Origin of the sequence: Streptomyces pristinaespiralis (assembly GCF_001278075.1) — a bacterium.
Lineage (GTDB): Bacteria > Actinomycetota > Actinomycetes > Streptomycetales > Streptomycetaceae > Streptomyces > Streptomyces pristinaespiralis.
In genome coordinates this window covers 1,300,402-1,316,964 of record NZ_CP011340.1, presented here as the reverse complement: position 1 = coordinate 1,316,964, position 16,563 = coordinate 1,300,402, and the positions used below count along the sequence as shown (strand labels likewise).

Annotated in this window: 21 protein-coding genes; 9 read left to right on the top strand and 12 right to left on the bottom strand. The window is 72.6% G+C overall.

Annotated elements, in window-relative coordinates; translation table 11 throughout:
- Nucleotides 1–8 precede the first annotated feature (8 nt).
- Entirely contained in the window at nt 9–602 is a 594-nt protein-coding gene (locus tag SPRI_RS05415) for a GNAT family N-acetyltransferase (RefSeq protein WP_050791420.1), read from the top strand.
- Here SPRI_RS05415 and SPRI_RS05410 read toward each other — a convergent pair.
- The 3 genes from SPRI_RS05410 to SPRI_RS05400 form a co-directional block, all read right to left on the bottom strand.
- Nucleotides 560–1,096: a hypothetical protein gene (locus tag SPRI_RS05410; protein ID WP_234020327.1), complete on the bottom strand. Its 537-nt coding sequence runs from the start codon at nt 1,094–1,096 to the stop codon at nt 560–562. The genes SPRI_RS05415 and SPRI_RS05410 overlap by 43 nt on opposite strands.
- Nucleotides 1,087–1,629, bottom strand: coding sequence for a zinc finger domain-containing protein (locus tag SPRI_RS05405; protein ID WP_435850017.1), 543 nt, complete (start codon nt 1,627–1,629; stop codon nt 1,087–1,089). The genes SPRI_RS05410 and SPRI_RS05405 overlap by 10 nt, the downstream gene beginning before the upstream one ends.
- A 132-nt stretch (nt 1,630–1,761) precedes the next feature.
- A complete protein-coding gene (locus SPRI_RS05400) occupies nt 1,762–2,760 on the bottom strand; it encodes an ArsR/SmtB family transcription factor (RefSeq protein ID WP_234020325.1) in 999 nt (332 codons plus the stop codon).
- A 59-nt stretch (nt 2,761–2,819) separates the two neighbouring features.
- Here SPRI_RS05400 and SPRI_RS05395 point away from each other — a divergent pair, with 59 nt between their 5' ends.
- A complete protein-coding gene (locus SPRI_RS05395; protein ID WP_234020324.1) occupies nt 2,820–4,025 on the top strand; it encodes an MFS transporter in 1,206 nt (401 codons plus the stop codon).
- A gap of 10 nt (nt 4,026–4,035) precedes the next feature.
- Here the strand turns inward: SPRI_RS05395 and SPRI_RS05390 are convergent, their stop codons facing one another.
- Both SPRI_RS05390 and SPRI_RS05385 read right to left on the bottom strand, forming a co-directional pair.
- Nucleotides 4,036–4,476 (bottom strand): Tn3 family transposase, encoded by a 441-nt coding sequence (locus tag SPRI_RS05390; RefSeq protein ID WP_086025574.1) that lies wholly within the window; start codon nt 4,474–4,476, stop codon nt 4,036–4,038.
- Nucleotides 4,477–4,590: 114 nt separating this feature from the next.
- Nucleotides 4,591–5,199, bottom strand: coding sequence for a helix-turn-helix domain-containing protein (locus SPRI_RS05385; protein ID WP_005309181.1), 609 nt, complete (start codon nt 5,197–5,199; stop codon nt 4,591–4,593).
- An 87-nt stretch (nt 5,200–5,286) separates the two neighbouring features.
- On the opposite strand from SPRI_RS05385, the gene SPRI_RS05380 reads away from it, so the two are divergent.
- Both SPRI_RS05380 and SPRI_RS05375 read left to right on the top strand, forming a co-directional pair.
- A complete protein-coding gene (locus SPRI_RS05380) occupies nt 5,287–5,913 on the top strand; it encodes an SAM-dependent methyltransferase (RefSeq protein ID WP_005309180.1) in 627 nt (208 codons plus the stop codon).
- Nucleotides 5,914–5,946: 33 nt separating this feature from the next.
- Nucleotides 5,947–6,447, top strand: coding sequence for a DinB family protein (locus SPRI_RS05375; RefSeq protein ID WP_005309179.1), 501 nt, complete (start codon nt 5,947–5,949; stop codon nt 6,445–6,447).
- 281 nt (nt 6,448–6,728) lie between these two features.
- Here the strand turns inward: SPRI_RS05375 and SPRI_RS05370 are convergent, their stop codons facing one another.
- The 3 genes from SPRI_RS05370 to SPRI_RS05360 form a co-directional block, all read right to left on the bottom strand.
- Nucleotides 6,729–7,022 carry a hypothetical protein gene (locus SPRI_RS05370; protein WP_005309178.1) on the bottom strand — a complete coding sequence of 98 codons (294 nt, stop codon included), beginning with the start codon at nt 7,020–7,022 and terminating at the stop codon, nt 6,729–6,731.
- 61 nt (nt 7,023–7,083) lie between these two features.
- Nucleotides 7,084–7,503 (bottom strand): hypothetical protein, encoded by a 420-nt coding sequence (locus SPRI_RS05365; protein WP_374987863.1) that lies wholly within the window; start codon nt 7,501–7,503, stop codon nt 7,084–7,086.
- Nucleotides 7,497–7,991: an ATP-binding protein gene (locus SPRI_RS05360; RefSeq protein WP_050791419.1), complete on the bottom strand. Its 495-nt coding sequence runs from the start codon at nt 7,989–7,991 to the stop codon at nt 7,497–7,499. Before SPRI_RS05360 ends, SPRI_RS05365 begins: the two co-directional genes overlap by 7 nt.
- A 126-nt stretch (nt 7,992–8,117) precedes the next feature.
- Between SPRI_RS05360 and SPRI_RS05355 the strand changes: the two genes are divergently transcribed.
- Together SPRI_RS05355 and SPRI_RS05350 are read left to right on the top strand one after the other, a co-directional pair.
- Nucleotides 8,118–8,978, top strand: a complete 861-nt coding sequence (locus SPRI_RS05355) for a helix-turn-helix domain-containing protein (RefSeq protein WP_005309172.1) — start codon at nt 8,118–8,120, stop codon at nt 8,976–8,978.
- Complete coding sequence (locus SPRI_RS05350) at nt 8,979–9,215, top strand: DUF397 domain-containing protein (RefSeq protein ID WP_005309170.1); 237 nt, start codon at nt 8,979–8,981, stop codon at nt 9,213–9,215.
- Between the two features lie 135 nt (nt 9,216–9,350).
- On the opposite strand, the gene SPRI_RS05345 is transcribed toward SPRI_RS05350, so the two are convergent.
- From SPRI_RS05345 to SPRI_RS05335, 3 genes are read right to left on the bottom strand one after another with little or no spacing between them, the layout of a single operon-like run.
- A complete protein-coding gene (locus SPRI_RS05345; RefSeq protein WP_053556731.1) occupies nt 9,351–10,523 on the bottom strand; it encodes an anhydro-N-acetylmuramic acid kinase in 1,173 nt (390 codons plus the stop codon).
- Entirely contained in the window at nt 10,520–11,815 is a 1,296-nt protein-coding gene (locus SPRI_RS05340) for an MFS transporter (RefSeq protein WP_053556730.1), read from the bottom strand. The genes SPRI_RS05345 and SPRI_RS05340 overlap by 4 nt, the downstream gene beginning before the upstream one ends.
- Nucleotides 11,812–13,242 carry a glycosyltransferase 87 family protein gene (locus SPRI_RS05335; protein WP_005309165.1) on the bottom strand — a complete coding sequence of 477 codons (1,431 nt, stop codon included), beginning with the start codon at nt 13,240–13,242 and terminating at the stop codon, nt 11,812–11,814. The genes SPRI_RS05340 and SPRI_RS05335 overlap by 4 nt, the downstream gene beginning before the upstream one ends.
- 97 nt (nt 13,243–13,339) lie before the next feature.
- Here SPRI_RS05335 and SPRI_RS05330 point away from each other — a divergent pair, with 97 nt between their 5' ends.
- On the top strand, nt 13,340–14,494 hold the full coding sequence (locus SPRI_RS05330) for a molybdopterin-dependent oxidoreductase (RefSeq protein ID WP_005309163.1): 1,155 nt from the start codon (nt 13,340–13,342) through the stop codon (nt 14,492–14,494).
- A complete protein-coding gene (locus SPRI_RS36870; RefSeq protein WP_234020322.1) occupies nt 14,494–14,988 on the top strand; it encodes a hypothetical protein in 495 nt (164 codons plus the stop codon). The genes SPRI_RS05330 and SPRI_RS36870 overlap by 1 nt, the downstream gene beginning before the upstream one ends.
- Here SPRI_RS36870 and SPRI_RS05325 read toward each other — a convergent pair.
- Nucleotides 14,876–15,490, bottom strand: a complete 615-nt coding sequence (locus tag SPRI_RS05325) for an NADPH-dependent FMN reductase (protein ID WP_005309159.1) — start codon at nt 15,488–15,490, stop codon at nt 14,876–14,878. The two genes, SPRI_RS36870 and SPRI_RS05325, sit on opposite strands and share 113 nt — an antisense overlap.
- Before the next feature lie 147 nt (nt 15,491–15,637).
- Between SPRI_RS05325 and SPRI_RS05320 the strand changes: the two genes are divergently transcribed.
- A complete protein-coding gene (locus SPRI_RS05320; RefSeq protein WP_005309157.1) occupies nt 15,638–16,495 on the top strand; it encodes a helix-turn-helix domain-containing protein in 858 nt (285 codons plus the stop codon).
- Nucleotides 16,496–16,563 lie beyond the last annotated feature (68 nt).

Here is a 16,563-nt window from a genome sequence, read left to right as displayed (position 1 = left end):
TCTCCGCGATGAACAACCAACCTCTCTCCACGACCAGACGCGTTCGCTTCGTCGAACTCGGAGCACCGGCGCTGCGGGTGCTCGCCGACGGTGACCTCGTCGGCGGCAGCGCCGAGGCCGGGGTCGCCCTCGACGAATACTTTGTCAGCGACCGGGCACGCTGGATCTTCGGCTACCGGGCCGAACAGATCGCCAAGGACCCGTCTGCCGCACCCTGGATCACACGGGCCGCGGTGTCCGAGCCGGACGGGACCGTCGTCGGCGACGCCGGGTTCCACGGACCGCCGGACGAGGCCGGCACGGTCGAGGTCGGCTACACCGTCGTGCCCCGGTACCGCCGCCAGGGCTATGCCCGCGCCATGCTGGCGGCGCTGCTCGCCAGGGCCGCCGACGAACCCGGTGTCAGGGCCGTGCGGGCCAGTGTCAGACCCGACAACACCGCCTCCCTGGCCACCATCGCGGGCTTCGGCTTCACGCGTGTCGGCGAGCAGACGGACGAGCGGGACGGACTCGAGATCGTCTTCGAGGTCCCGGCGGACGCGATTCGGGCCGGGCAGCTTCACGGCCGCGGCGAGCAGGGTGAGCGCTCGGCCGGACTGTGACAAACCGCGCCCGGCCGGGTGGAGCTGGTCCGAAGCCGGTACGAGCGGGCAGCGACCACCAGTGCGACGCCGTGGACGGCGAACGCGGCCATACCGATCCAGGCGACCAGCAGTGCATCGCTCGAGGAGTGGAAGTCGCCGCGCCGCATCGTCACGACGCCGGCCGTGGACAGGGCCGCGTAGCCGACTCCGAGCAGCCCGTACGGAGCGAGCGTGGCGGCGCCGGTCAAGGCGGGGGTCAGGAGGAGCGGGCGAGGGACGCGTCGGCCTCGCAGCCACAGCGTCCAGCGCGGGAGGACCTGGCCCCACGGGCGGACCAGGGCCCACAGCAGGAGGATGCCGAGCGCGGCCGGCAGCACGGTGCCGTCCAGGCCCCAGGACTCCAGGGTGAGCCGGATTCCCGACGCACCGTTGCGCTCGGACATCGCGAGCATCTCCTCGCCGAAGATCCCGGCGAAGGTGCCGCCGGTCGCCCAGACGAGCTTCATCGCCATGTAGGGGAGAAAGGCCACCGTCCCCGCACAGGCGGCGAACTGCACCGGCCGGGAGGCGGCGGAAGGAGTCCGGTGACGGCGACGCCGGAGGAGCGGATCTCTCCGGCGAGCTTGACGGCGGCCTCCAACTCGGGGCGCTGGGTGGCGCGGGTGGAGATCTTCTCGGAGAAGACCCGGGTGACCCCGGCCTCGGCGAGGGAGTCGAGCTGCGCGTCGATGGATTGCAGGGCGGTCGAGGCGCGGGCGTAGCCGAGGCGGACGTGACCGGCCGGTTCAGCGCCGGCACTGACGGGTCGGGGCAGTTCGGCCCACACCGATCCCGGCTTGCGTACGGCGGGGGTCGGCACGCTCAGGGCCTTGGCGAGTTGGGGCACCAGACGGAAACGGGCGGTGTGGTACTGGATCGCCACTTTGCCCTTGCCGGTTCGGCACAACGAGCCCGCGGGGGCGGCGCAAGTGGACATCGGGCAGGGACACGATTCCACGCGCTTGAAGTCAGCGCTCACGGCCCCCGGAGCGTTGCATGAGGGCATTTCAGGAGTCCAGTCGTTTGCAGCGACTCATGAAACGTGATCGCCGCAGGTGGACTCTCGGAGGTCCGGGTGTTTCATGAGCGACCACCTATGAAACACCGGCGGGCGGCCAGGTTTGCCGCACGGTGGCCTTCAGTTGGCCGCCAGGGCCGCGCCCAGCGGCGTATGCTCGTAGCGGACGGTCCGGCCGGTGCGAGTGCGGGTGACGAGGCCGGCGTCGCGCAGCACCGCCAGGTGGCTGCCGACAGTGCCTAGGCTCAGTCCGAGTTGGGCGACCAGCTGCGTCGTCGTTGCGGGCACGTCCAGCGCGCGCAGCACGTCCGCGCGGTGCGGGCCGACCAGTCGGTTCAGGGCCTCGCCGCCCGGTGCACGCGGCACTGGGCCGAGCAGGTCCGCGATGCCCCGGGCGGGGTAGACCAGGGCGTAGGGCCACGGCGGCTCGACGTAGCTGATCAGAGTGCCGAACACCGTCGGCATCAACAGCAGGCCCTTGCCGGCCAGCCGGTGCCGGTCCCATTCGGTACGCGAGCCCGTGCGCACCTCGATGGTCCCGGCCTGCCCCTCGGAGCGCCAGGTCACCCGGGGGTCGAGATCGGACAGCGCTGCTGCCCAGCCGTACATCGCGAGGTGCCCGGCGCGGCGGACGAGGTCGCGCTCCAGCACCGTGCGCAGCCTCGGCCAGTCCGGTTCGACCAATGTCTGCCAGCTCGCCTCGATCGCGTCGGCGAGCCGGGTGACCACGTCCGGCGCGTCGAGGATGCGCTGCACGTAGCGTGGCGGCGTCCGCAGTCCCTCCAGGTTGCGGGCCAGTTCCAGGCGCGCACGACGCAGGGGCGTGGCGCGCACGGCGGCCAGCTCAGCGGCGAAGTCGCCACCGGAGCTCGACGGCGGCGGGTGGATGAAGTCGGCGTTGTAGGCGCCGCGGCGGAACAGCGCCGTCAGCGCCCCGACTGCGGGCACCTGCCGGCGCAGTTGCTGGTACCAGGGCGTGATGCGCTCGGCCCACGGCCGGAGCGGGCCGGCGGCCTGTACGCCGGCTGCGACGCGCAGCGCCTGCATCGCCTCGCCCAGCGGCGAGATCGCGTAGCGGGTACGCGCCACGTCGACGGGTCCCACCTCGATGGCCAGCATGTTTTGCCTCCACACGAAAGCATAGTCACCGTGGCTGGGCTGCCGTGATGCTGTCGGCCATGACCACCACGCCCGTCGCGGCACGCTCCGCCACCTACCGCGAGGTCTTCGCTGTGGGCGAGTTCCGCGTGCTGTTCGGCAGCTACACGCTCTTCCTGATCGGCGAGACGGTGCGGATGCTTGCACTGTCCGTGATCGTCTACGCGGCAACCGGGTCGCCGCTGATGTCGGCGCTGGCGTATGCGGCAGGTTTCCTGCCCTATGCCCTGGGCGGCACGCTGCTGCTGGCTTTCGCCGACCGTTGGCCTCCGCGCACCGTCATGATCGGCTACGAGGTGCTGCGCACCGCGGTCAGCGTCGTGCTCGCCGCCGGTCTGCTGCCGGTACCGGCCATGCTGGCGTTGGTGTTCGTCACGGGTGTGCCCAGCGCCGTCGCCTCTGCTTCGCGCACCGCCCTTCTGCCCGACTTGTTGGACGGCGACCGCTACGTGCTCGGCCGTGCCGTCTTCTCCATGGCGGCCGGCGGCACGCAGGTGCTCGGCTTCGCCGCCGGCGGCATGCTGATCGCCGCTGTCGGCGCGCCAGGCGCACTCTGGATCACCGCCGCGACCTGCCTGGCCTCGGCAGGCCTGCTGCAACTGCGCCTGTCCCACCACCCACGCCGCCGCACCGGCGCCTCGGCCGGCATCAGCGAGACCTGGCAGGTGAACCGGGCGCTGCTGCGCCGGCCTGCGGTCCGGGCGCTGCTGCTGGCGCAGTGGCTGGCACCGGCGTTGATGGTCGGCGCCGAGGGCGTGCTGGTCGCGTACGCCGCGCAGGTCGGCGCACCTGATGCGGCCGGTCTGCTGTTCGCGGCGGTTGCCGCCGGGATGTTCGCCGGCAACCTGATCGTCGGCCGCCTGGTAGGCCCTGCGGGCCGGGAGCGGCTGGCCCGCCCCCTGGCGCTTGCGCTCGGACTGCCGCTGCTGGGGTTCGTGCTGCGCCCTGCACCGGGATACGCCGCCATCCTGCTGGCGGTGTCCGGTTTCGGCGTTGCCTACCAGCTCGGACTGGCCCGCAGGTTCCTCGACGCGGTGCCCGAGACGCAGCGTGGTCAGGCGTTCGGCCTGCTGCTGACCGGAACGATGACGCTGCAGGGCCTGGCCGCCGCAGCCGGAGGCGCGCTGGGCGAAGTCGCGGCCCCGGCGCTGGTCGTCACACTGGCCGGCGCGGCCTCGGCCGTCGCCGCCCTGATGTCCTGGCGAACGCTGTCGCCCACACCCTGAAAGCCCTTCATCACATCGTCGTGGCCGACCGGCCGACGGCATCCGCCGGTGTGCGGGGGCGGGGCACGGCAGCGGTCGGCCCGAGGTCGAGGCGCTTGCTCATGTCCAAGCGGAAGGTGCCGTACGGGTTGACGTTGGACCAGAACAGCGCGGTCAGGCCGCGCCGGTCCTCGTCGCTCAGCTTCATCGCCCACGTAGGTTCGGCCAGGACCTGCTGCACCAGCAGGGTGTTGACGTGCACGAGCGCTGACTGGAGCAGGTGCAGGGCGAGCATCGAAGTCTCGGCGTGCTCCTTGTCCGGGCCGGTCAGGGCGCCGTCCTTGCCGTAGTGCAGCACGGTGTTCGCGCCGTTCCAGTTCTCCACGACCTGGAGCCCGCCGTGGATCTCGCGGCGCAGTCCGGGGCCGGCGAGGTAGTCGCAGGCGAAGCACCGACCGCGGCGGCGCGACATCAACTACCGGAACGAGCCTGCTCCGCCCGGCGGGTGAGCACCTGCCACGGCCCGAGGACCGGCAGCCGCGCGGCGGGGTTCACTTCGAGGCGAGCACGCAATCGCTCTCCAGGGTCACCGCTGGTTCCCGGGCTGCGACGGGCGTTGGGTGTCGGTGCGCACATGCGCACGTACCCCTTGCAGGCCGAACAGGATGAGAAGTTCGACCACGCCGCCGTCGGCGCTGCCCAGCCAGTGGGGCAAGGACGTGTCGAACTCGGCAGCCTCACCGGGCGGCAACGTCAGGTCGCGCTCGCCGAGGACGAGCCGCAGGCGGCCGTTGAGCACGTAGAGCCATTCGAAGCCTTCGTGGGTCTGCAGGGTCGGTTCCAGCGGTCCCGGCTGGGCAGGGATGATCATTTTGAACGCGTGCACCCCGCCCGGCCGCCGGGACAGGGGCACGAAGGTCATGCCGAACCGCCTGATCGGCTTGAGGTGGATCCGGGGGTCGCCGGTGCGCGGGGCTCCGACGAGGTCGTCCAGCGGAACGTCGTAGATACGGGCCAGCGGCAGCAACAGTTCCAGGCTCGGCCTGCGCTGCCCGCTCTCCAGCCGGGACAGGGTGCTCTCCGAGACGCCGGTCGTCGCCGCGAGGTCGGCAAGGGTGATGCCGCGGTCGCGGCGCAGCGCACGAAGCCGCGGTCCGACCGCGCCGAGAACTTCGTCGTCCGCGTGGTGATCCATCAGGCCACCTTGCCATAACCGCAAGATTTCGTGCCAAGTCACGGGTCGGCTCCTCAGACTGGGCGCATACCGACAGAAGGAGCCCCGATGAGTACCACCGAAGCGGTCGCGTTCTGGGACGGCGTGTACGCGGCACGGACGCAAGCCGACGGCCCGCAGCCGAATGTTCGCCTCACCGAGACCGTGACGGGTCTGCCGCCCGGTGACGCGTTGGACCTCGGATGCGGCAACGGCGGCGACGCGCTGTGGCTCGCCCGCCGACAGTGGCGCGTCACCGCCGTCGACATCTCGGCCGTGGCCGTCGAGCGGCTCGCCGCCCTCGCCCACTCACAAGGCCTCGGCGGGCGCGTCACCGCGGTGCGGCACGACCTGCACGAGTCCTTCCCGTCCGGCGCCTTCGACCTGATCTGCGCCCACTACTTGCACACCCCCTTCGACCTGGACCGGGCCGCCGTCCTGCGCGCGGCTGCGCACGCGCTGCGCCCGGGCGGGCGGCTGCTGGTCGTCGATCACGGCTCGACCGCGCCGTGGTCGTGGAACCAGGACCCCGACATCCGGTACCCGAGCCCTCGGGACGTCGCCGCGGGAATCGGGCTGGACCCGGCGACGTGGACGGTGGAGCGGGCCGACGCACCCCGCCGGACCGCGACCGGCCCGGGCGGACGCACCGCCGAGGTCACCGACCACATCCTCCTCATCCGCCGCACCGTGTGATCCCGGTCCGGCCCTGAAGGCAAGGAGAATCCCGTGCCCAGCACCACGCGCCGCACCCGCCGCCGCGACACCCCGCCACCCCGGACCGGAAACAGTGAGACCGAGGTCCTGCGCGGATTCCTCGACCACCTACGGACTTCGATCGCCGCGAAGGTCGACGGCGCTCCCGAACCGCAGGTGCGCACAGCCGCAGTGCCGTCGGGCACGAACCTGCTCGGCCTGCTCAACCATCTGACCTGCGTCGAGCGCTCGATGTTCCTCGGGGAGCAGGTCGACGACTGGCAAGCGACCTTCCAGGCATCGCCGCAGGACAGTGTGGACGATGTCGTGGCCCGCTACCGGGACGCGGTCGAGCGCGCGAACCGAGTGCTCGACGGGTGCACCGACCTCGGGGCACCGGTCCCTCGACCACAGCTTGACCACCCGGCCCCCAGCATCCGCTGGGCACTCACCCACATGATCGAGGAGACCGGCCGTCACGCGGGTCACGCGGACATCCTCCGCGAACTGATCGACGGCTCCACCGGCCGCTGACCCACCACCAGATCGCCACCACGCGGGGGCCATTGTCCAGGCGTCACCCCCCCCGTGTTCCTGCTGCCGCCGGTGCGAGCCGCCGCAGCCGCAGGGCCGGGCGTCCTGCCGACCCCGGCAGGCCACCTTCCGGGCAGTCGCGAGGCCGAACTGCGCCCTGGGTGGGGTCATTTGGTGAATGACCATGGACGTGCCCGGCGATCCCCGTGCTCGGCCCCGCGGATCAGTCGGCCGCCGGCCCGGTGACCGGCCGCCTCGGTAAAAGGCCGGCCTCGCCGTGCTCAGCGCATCGAGGCGATCGCCCACTCCGCGACCAGAGCCACCGCCACGCCGACGCCCAGGACCAGGGTGGCCCACCGGGTGCGTCCGGCGCGGCTGAGGACCAGCGCGCTGCCGGAGAGGATCAGGGCGATGCCGTAGAAGCCCACGGTGAGCACCGAGTGGGTGCTGCCGAGCCGCAGCGCCAGGGTGGCACCCACCGCGATCATGATGACGGCCGAGAGGGCTATCCGGACACGGCGGGCCTGGCGCGGTGTGAGGCCCTGCCGTTCGGGGCCCGTATTCGCTTCTGACATGCGCAGAAGCCTATCCCGGCGGGTCGCCCCGCGGTCGGGCGGACCGTGGCGGCCGCTCGGTTCAGCCGCGTGCCGAGCCCGTCAGGCCGGCAGGCCACATCGGGGTCGTACCGGTGAGTTGACAGGCCATCAGGTACAGCGGGATGGGCGGCGTGTAGGGGCTCGGGCCGTCCGGCCGGCGGATCAGCCGGGCGCCGCTCGTGGGCACCCGCGCCCCGCGGGCGTAGTGGGACGGCAGCGGCCAGGTCAGGTCGAGGTCGGAACCCGCGGGGACGATCCACCACCACCAGGAGCCGTCGGCGAACACACAGCCGGTGCTCCGCATCCGGGCGAGCAGGCGGATTCCGTAGTGCTCGGGGACGCCGACCGCGTCGCACCCCAGGGTGGTGGGGAGGGCGTCGGGGACCTCGAGGGTGCTCAGGCGGTCGGCTCCGTCGTGGCGCACGCCCCGCGAGACGAGCGGCGCCAGGTTCCTCAGCACGGCCACTCCGACGCCGACGCCCCTTCCCTGGAAGCGGCATCGGCGGCCGGTACGAAGGGCAGTTCGGCCCACACGACGCGGCCCGCTCCCGGCGCGGCGTCGTAGGTGCCCCAGGCACAGCTCACCGCCTCGACGAGCAGCAGACCCCGTCCGCGCTCGCCCTCCGCGCCGTGGCACACGCGCGGGCCGGTGGCGGCGGCGCCCTGGTCCTGCACCGTGACGCGCAACCGGTCGGCGTCCGCGCGGAGTTCGCAGGCGACGAGATGACCGCCGGTGTGCACGATGGCGTTGGTGAACAGCTCGGAGAGGACGAGCAGTGCCGTGTCGTGCGCGTCTTCTCCGACGCCCCAGCTCTCCAGCCGTGCGGAGACCATCTTTCTCGCCCGTGAGACCTGTTCGGCGCGCGCCGGCAACTCGAAGGCATACCGGGTGAGATCGGGCCCCGCGAGGGAGTCCAGGAGCTCGGTGGCGAGCGCGTCACGGTTCACACGACCACTCTCCCGCTGCAACCATCACATTGGCAACCCCCACTTTGAAAAATCCAGAGTGGGCATATTCATTGAGTGGGTGCCGTGGCACACTGCTCGCAAACAAGCACGTGGGGAGGTCTCGAAGTGAGTGAACCGCGGTCCGCCCCCACTGTGGGGCAGGTCGTTCTCGGTAGACGCCTGCAGGACCTGCGGGAACGCGCAGGGCTCAAACGCGAGGAAGCGGCCAAGGTCCTGCGCGTCGCCCCCGGCACCATCCGCAGGATGGAGACCGCCGAGGTCGCGCTGAAGATCCCCTACGTCCAACTGCTGCTCGGCGCCTACGGGATCGATGAAGAGGAGGCCCGCGGCTTCGTGGAGCTGGCCGAAGAGGCCAACAAGCCGGGCTGGTGGCAGCGTTTCCACGACGTCCTGCCCAACTGGTTCAGCATGTACGTCAGCCTGGAGGGTGCCGCAAGCCTCATCCGTGCGTATGAACCCCACTTCGTGCCCGGTCTGCTCCAGACCGAGGACTACGCCAGGGCCATCATGCTCGGCGGAGCCATCGGCCACACCGAGCCGGACGACGTCGAACGCCATGTGGCCCTGCGTATGGAGCGCCAGTCCCTGCTGACCCGGCCGGACGCGCCCAAGCTCTGGGTGATCATGGACGAGACGGTGCTGCGCCGGCCCGTCGGCGGGCCGGGGGTGATGAAGGCCCAGATCGAGAAGCTGCTCGACGGCGCCCGGCTGCCGAACGTCACCCTGCAGATCGCCGAGTTCGCGGCCGGCCACCACCCCGGGACGTACGGGCCCTTCGTCCTCTTCCGGTTCGCTGTGGCCGAACTCCCGGACATGGTCTACAGCGAGTACCTGACCGGCGCCGTCTATCTCGACGCGCGCCCCGAGGTCGCCACGCACCTCGAGGTCATGGACCGCATGGCGGCGCAGGCCGCGACAGTACAACGCACGAAGGAGATCCTCGACGATCTCCGCAAGGAGCTGTGAATGAAACGCATATACAACGGAATGCCGGCCGCCGAGCTGGGTGAGGAGGGCTGGCACAAGCCCTGGAGCGGCGGCAACGGCGGCAACTGCGTCGAGACCATGAAGCTCTCCGACGGCAGGGTCGCGGTGCGCCAGTCCGCCGACCCCGACGGGCCGGCCCTGATCTACACCTCCGGAGAGATCGAGGCCTTCATCCAGGGAGCGAAGGCCGGCAAAGCGGATTTCCTGGTCGGCTGACCTGCTGCCGCGGGGGCAGCAGGCCGGCACGAATCAGGAATACGGGCACGGGAGCAGCGCTCGCTCCCTCCGGCCGCCCGGACACGCTCGCCGAGGCCGGGGTGGTGCGGGCCGCGCCAGGTCGCACCACCACGGTCAACGGTCCATGACGACCAAGGAGTCGACCCGGCGCTCCGCGGGGGACGCGAGCGGTGGAACCCGGCCGCCCGGCGTGATCGACCCGAGGACGCGCGCTCCTCGGGCACCCGTGCACGCCGGCACGGTCCCTGCCACGCCGTGCACGGTCAGGAAACCGAGCACGGCGAACGCGTACGCCTCCTTGGCGGCGGCCGGCATCCCCAACTCGTCGGAGGTGCGCAGCGGTGTCCCGGCCAGCTCGGCCCGCAGCGCCGCCATCAGAGCCGGGTTGCGCGTGCCGCCTCCCGAAGCGACCACCTCGGTCGCCCCCAGCGGCCGCAGCGCGTCCGCCACGGTCCGCGCCGTCAGCCGGGTGAGCGTGGCGATCACGTCCTGCGGCGGCAACGGGCCGACGCCGGCCAGCGCTTCTCGCACATGGCCCGCATGGAACAGCTCCTTGCCGGTGGTCTTCGGCGGGGGCAGCCGGTAGTACGGCTCCGCCAGCAGCCGGTCGAGCAGCGGTTGGTCGACCCGGCCCGCCGCGGCCAGCGCCCCGTCCTCGTCGTAGCCGAGCCGTCCGCCCGTCAGCTCCGCGACCGCCGCGTCCACCAGGGCGTTCGCCGGGCCCGTGTCGAACGCGACCGGTTCGCCCGCCCGGCCGGCCACGGTGACGTTGGCGATCCCTCCCAGGTTGAGTGCCGCCGGCACGCCCGGCCGGCCGCGCAGCCACAGCAGATCCACCAGACCGACCAGCGGGGCGCCCTGACCGCCCGCCGCCACGTCCCTCGGACGGAAGTCGGACACCACCGTGCAGCCGGTCGCCTCCGCGATCCACGCAGGCTGCCCCAGCTGGAGAGTGCCGTGGACCTGCCCGCCCTCCGCCCAGTGGTACACGGTCTGCCCGTGCGAGGCCACCAACTCGGTGGTCCTCGCGCACAGTTCGCGGTCGGCGCGGACCGCCGCCGCGGCGAACGCCTGCCCGATGCGGGTGTCCAGCAGGCACACCCGCTCCAGCGTGGTCGTGGCGGGCGGCAGGGCTCCCGCCAGCGCCGCCCGCAGCTCGTCGTCGTACCGCTCCGAGATCAGGCCGAGCGGGCTCAGCTCGAGCCTGCCGTCCTTCAGGACGATGTCGGCGGCCGCGGCGTCGATCGCGTCGTACGACGTCCCCGACATCAGCCCGACGACCCTCACCGCAGCGGCCTGCGGTGGTCGTCGCCGCGCAGCGTGAGGAGCGCGAACACGCTGACCGCGCAGGTCGCGGCCGCGTAGTAGGCGGGGATGTCGACACTGCCGGTGCGCTTGATCAGTTCGGTGATGACCAGGCCCGCGCACCCGGAGAAGACCGCGTTGGACAGCGCGTACGCCAGGCCGAGTCCCGTACAGCGCACCGACGTCGGGAACATCTCGGCCAGCATCGCGGGCCCCGGCCCCGCGAGCAGACCCACCACGGCGCCGGCGGCGAGGACCGCGGCGCCCTTGGCGGCCGCCGAAGCGCCCTCGTCCTGAAGGAGGTTCATCAGCGGCAGGGCCAGCAGCACCACCAAGGCCGCACCCGTCAGCATCACCGGCCGCCGGCCGACCCGGTCGCTGACCAGCCCCGCCGGGATGATCGACGCCGCGAAGCCCAGGTTCGCCAGGACCGTGGCGATCAGCGCCTCCCGGAACGACGCGTTCAGACTGGACTGAAGATACGACGGCAGCACCACCAGGAAGGTGTAACCGGCCGCCGCCCAGCCCATGATCCGGCCGGCGCCGAGCACGATCGCCCTGACGACCTCCCCGGTCGGTGGTGGCGCGGCCGGCGCGGCCTCCGCCTCCCGGAAACGGGGCGTCTCCTCGAGCCGCAGCCGCAGCCACAGGGCGACCGCACCGAGGGGCAGTGTCAGCAGGAACGGCAGCCGCCAGCCCCAGTCGACGAGCGCCGCCTCCGACAGCACGGTCGCCAGCAGCGCCGCCGCCCCCGCGCCGCCGAGCAGGCCGAGCGCCACAGTGAACGACTGCCACGAGCCGTACAGGCCGCGCCTGCCGGGCGGCGCGAACTCCGTCATCAGCGACACGGCCCCGCCGAACTCGCCCCCCGCGGACAGCCCTTGGAGAATGCGCAGCAGGGTGAGCAGCCACGGCGCCAAGGCGCCCACGGTGGCGTAGGTCGGCAGCAGACCGATCAGGGTGGTGGCGAGCGTCATCAGGCCGATGACGAGGATCAGCGTCGGACGGCGCCCGATCCGGTCACCGATCCGGCCGAACAGCGCGGCCCCGACCGGCCGGAAGAAGAATGCCAGCGCGAACGACGCGTAGGTCTTCACCAGCGCCTCGACGTCGCTGCCGCCCTCCGGCGTGAAGAAGTTCGCGGCGATGATCGTGGCGAAGTAGCCGTAGACGCCGAATTCGTACCACTCGACGAAATTGCCGACCGAACCGGCCAGCAGCGCACGGCGGGAACGGACGGGCGAGGCTTCGGACCGTTCGGCGGAGGTGGTCATTCCTCCTTACTGCCCACCGCGACACGCCCGGACTCCCGTCGCCCGGGAAGCGGTGAGCCGGCACCACCCGGCCGGCTCCGCCGGACCAGCACCCCGGCCGCCACCGCGGCTGCCGCCAGGGCGTACGCCGTCGTGCCCACCACCGCGCCGTCCCCCTCGAGGTGCACCGTCACGTACTTGGCCGCTCCCGCCGCCGCGACGCCCAGCCACTCCCACCGGCCGTCCAGCGCGACCAGCGCCACCAGCAGCAGCGCGTACCAGGAGTATCCCGGCGTCATCAGCAGGAACACCGTTCCCGTCACCGACAGGGCGCCGCTCCACGGCCGTCCGGGGTCGCCGCGGCGCACGACGTGCACGACGACGAACGCCGTCACCAGCAGCGCCGCGGGCAGCGCCCACGCGTCCGGCAGCACCAGCCGCAGCAGCGCGTAGCGGTTGCGGGCCGACGGATCGGCGTAGCCCTCCTCCTCGGTGTAGCCGCCCAGATAGCCGAGCACGGAGCTCTCCGACAGCAGCACGTGCGGCAGGTACGTCACCGCCACCACTGCGGCGGCCGGCACCAGCACGGCCGCCGCGTCCCGCCACCGCCGGACGCCCGCCAGAGCGCCCGGCAGCACCACCGCGGGCAGCAGTTTCGTCGCCACCGCCGCGCCGAGCAGCACACCGCCCTCGAAGCGCCTTCGGACCACCACCCACAGCCCCAGCACCGCGAGCAGCACCCCCAGCACGTCCGCGTGCGCGTTGTTCACCGCCTCCACCGGCACGGCGGGACACCACGCCCACAGCGCGGCCTGCCGCGGATCACCGCGACGGCGCAGCACCAGCACGAGCACGACGCTCGTGCCGACCGCGAGGAGCGCCCCGCCCGTCTGCAGTGCCTTGTGCCGGGCGTCGTCGGGCGACAGCGCGTGCACGACCAGGAAGTAGCCCTGCGCCACCGGCGGATAGATCGTGTGCGCGCGCGGTCTGTTGATCCGCGTGCAGTGCCGCTCGCCCGCGGGACCGTCGACGCGCGAGCGCTCCGGTACCGCGCAGTCCGCACCCCGCGGGAACAGCCAGTCGTCGCGCAGACCGGCGAGCGCCGGATCGGCGGGCGCGTGGTCGTACGGCGAGATCCCGGCGGCCTGCACCCTGCCGTCCCAGGCGTAGCGGTACGAGTCGGTGCTCGTCCGCGGCGGGGCGAGCAGCCCGGTCGCCGCCATCGCGACACCACCGGCGAGGATCAGCACCACCGCGCGCCGCACGGGCATCCTGCGCACGGCGACGACGGCCGCCGCGAACAGCAGCCAGCAGGCGGCGTACCACCGTGCGAGGCCGCCGGGATCGGTGACGTAGCCGTCCTTGAGGACCGTGGCCGCCAGCACGGCCGTCAGGCCGGCGACCAGGAGGCAGGCGATGAGCGAGCGGATGGTGATCACGGACAGCAGCCTTCCAGCCGCAGCGGCCCGAACGGGGAGGACGCCTCCCGACGTCCGCATTCCGTAAGGTGTCGGATCCCTCGCACACGCCTCCCGCGGGGTTCTCATGGAAGGCATGAGGATCCGACCACCGATCACCCTCCGGCCGCCGAGGTTCACCGGCGGGCTGCACGACGCCCGCACGGCCACCGCCGTCGGCCGCCTGCTCGGCGCGGCGGTCGCCGTGTGCTTCGTGACCGGGGTGATCAGCCACTACCTGCAACGGCCGCCGGACTGGCTCGCCGGGTCGCTGCCCAGCCGGCCGTACTGGGGCTACCGCCTCAACCAGGGGCTCCACGTGGCGAGCGGCATCGCGGCGGTCCCGCTGCTGCTCGCCAAGTTGTGGACGGTCTACCCGAGGCTCTTCGTACGGCCCGCTCTGCGGTCCCTGCGGCACGCCCTCGAACGGCTCTCGGTGGCCGTTCTGGTCGCCGCGGCCCTCTTCCAGCTCGCCACGGGGCTGCTGAACACCGCCCAGTGGTATCCGTGGCCGTTCTCCTTCGTGCCCGTCCACTTCGCGGTGGCCTGGCTGCTCGCGGGCGCCCTCGTACTGCACATCGCCGTCAAGTACCCGCAGATCAGGGACTACTGGAGCCGGCGCTCACCCGGGTCCGCCGAACTGCCCGCCACGGACGGACCGGACCGGCGTTCCCTCCTCACCGGCGTCGCCGCGGCCGTGGGAGCGGTCACCGTCACCACCGTCGGCCAGTCCCTCACACCGCTGCGCCACCTTGACCTGCTCGCACCCCGCCACCCCGACCACGGACCGCAGCAGCTGCCCGTCAACCGCACCGCCGCCGCGGCCCGGGTCGACCTCCCGTCCCTCGCCGGCTGGCGGCTCACCGTCACCGGCCCCCGGTCGTGTGCCCTCACCCTCGACGAGCTGGCCGCACTGCCCCAGCACACCGTGACGCTGCCCATCGCCTGCGTCGAAGGCTGGAGCAAGTCCGCGCGATGGACCGGTGTACGCGTCCAGGACCTGCTGCGGCGGGCCGGCGCACCACCCGGCGCGGCGCTGAGGGTCGTCTCGCTGGAACAGCGAGGCGCCTACCGGGTGATGGAGATGGGCGGCGGATACACCGACGATCCGCTCACCCTCCTCGCGCTGCGCCTGGGCGGCGAGGTCCTCTCCCTCGACCACGGCTTCCCCGCCCGGATCATCGCCCCCAACCGCCCCGGCGTGTGGCAGACCAAGTGGGTCGGAAGGATCGAGGTGCTGTGATGCGCGTTGCGACAGGGGCGGCGGGCGTCGCCCTGATGGGCGTCGGCGTCTTCCTCCTCCTCAGCGGCGGACAGGCCCGGGACGTCGCCCTCTGGCTGGCGGGAGCGGTCGTCCTCCACGACCTCCTCGTCGCCCCGCTGGTGCTCGCCGCCGGCCTGCTGCTCGCACGCCTCCCCGGCCGGGGACCGCTGCGCGGGGCGCTCGTCACCGCGGGCTGCCTGACACTGATCGCCCTGCCGGTCCTCTTCGCCCCCGGCACGCCGCACAACCCCTCGGTGCTTCCGCTCGACTATCCGCGCAACTGGCTGCTGTCCCTCGCCGCGGTGGCCCTCGCCACCGCGGCGGTGGCACTCGTGCGGCGGCTGCGCGGGACGGCCGCCGTCAGACGGCCCCGAACGGACGGTCACGGCGCGCGTCGTGGAGCACGGAGCCCCACCAGTCGAGCTGGTCGAGCATCGTCTTCGCCGCGCCGTTGGGGCCGTCGGGATCGATGAGGGTGCCGTCAGGCGCGAACAGTTCGTAGTAGCGGGGGAACGAGACCATGTCGCGGACGGTGTGCGCGTGCAGCTCACCGAACACCTGGCGCAGCTGCTCGATCGCCAGCAGACCGCCGCTGGCCCCGCTGTAGCCGACGAAACCGATCGGCTTCGCCTGCCACTCCGTGTAGTGCCAGTCGATCGCGGCCTTCAGGGACGCCGGGAAGCTGCGGTTGTAGTCCGGCGTCACCACCACGATCGCGTCGGCCGCCGCGAGCCGCCGCGTCAGCGGCGCCATGTCCGCGGGCCGCTCCATGTCGGGCTGCAGTGCCGGCGGCAGGGGCGGCAGGTCCAGCGGCAGCGGTATGTCCGCCAGATCCACCACCTCGACGCCGAACCGGCCGTGCTGCCGCGCCTGTTCCGCGAACCATTCGGCGACCACGGGACCGAAGCGGCCCTGGCGGACGCTGCCGGTGATCACTGCCAGCTCGAGCTTCTTCCCGGAAATCTTCTCGGACACGGTGTACTCCTCAATAGGAAAGGCCGGCACCCCTCGGGGCCGGGACGCCTCTCAACCTGCCTTCCGGGACGGCACCGAGGAAGGCCGGGCCGAGACTGGTAGTGACAGGGCCACCGTCGTGCCGGTCCGGGCTGTTACGTTCGAACGGTGAGCGACAACGAGTTGGGCCTGTTCCTGCGCACGCGCCGCGAGGCGGTCACACCCGCCGACGTGGGCCTGCCGGCCGGTCCCCGCCGCCGTACACCCGGCCTGCGCCGGTCGGAGCTGGCGACGCTCGCCGGCGTGAGCGTCGAGTACGTGACCCGCCTCGAACAGGGCAGGGACCGGCGGCCCTCCCCGCCCGTGCTCTCCGCGCTCGCCGAAGCGCTGCGGCTCTCGCCCGGTGAACGCGTCCATCTCCACCGGCTCACCAAGTCCGCCGACGCGGGTTTCAGCTGCATGGGCGGCGCCGGGCCCGCGCGTGACGTCCGCCCCACCGTGCGGGCCGTGCTCGAACGGCTCGAGCCCGCGCCCGCCGTGCTCGTCAACCGGCTGAGCGAGCTGCTGGCCTGGACCCAGGGCTACGAGCGGCTGGCCGGCCCGCTCGGCCTGCTCGACGGCACCCCGCCCAACGCGGCCCGCTTCGTCCTCACCGACGACCGCGCCCGCGCCGCCTACCCCGACTGGGAACGCGTCGCCGACGAGCAGGTCGCGTCGCTGAAACAAGGGCCGTTCCGAGCGGACCCGCACGTCGCGGCGCTGGCGGACGAACTGACCGTCACCGTCGGCACGGTCTTCACCGACCGGGTGGAACGGCTGCCGGGCCTGCCGCGGGCGAGCGGCGTCACGCGGATGGTGCATCCACAGGCGGGGGAGCTGAGGCTCGCGTACGAGACGCTGGAACTGCCGGCGGACGACGACCAGCGCCTGCTGGTCCACGTGCCCGCGGACGCGGCGTCCGCGGCGGCGCTCGACGCGCTGACGGGGCGTCGGCCGGGGGCGCTGCGGGCGGTGCGGGGCGGCTGAGGGGCCCGCTGCGCGGGGCGTGTTCCCCTACCCGCGCCCTTCCCGAACCAGGGTCGGGCCCGGACCCC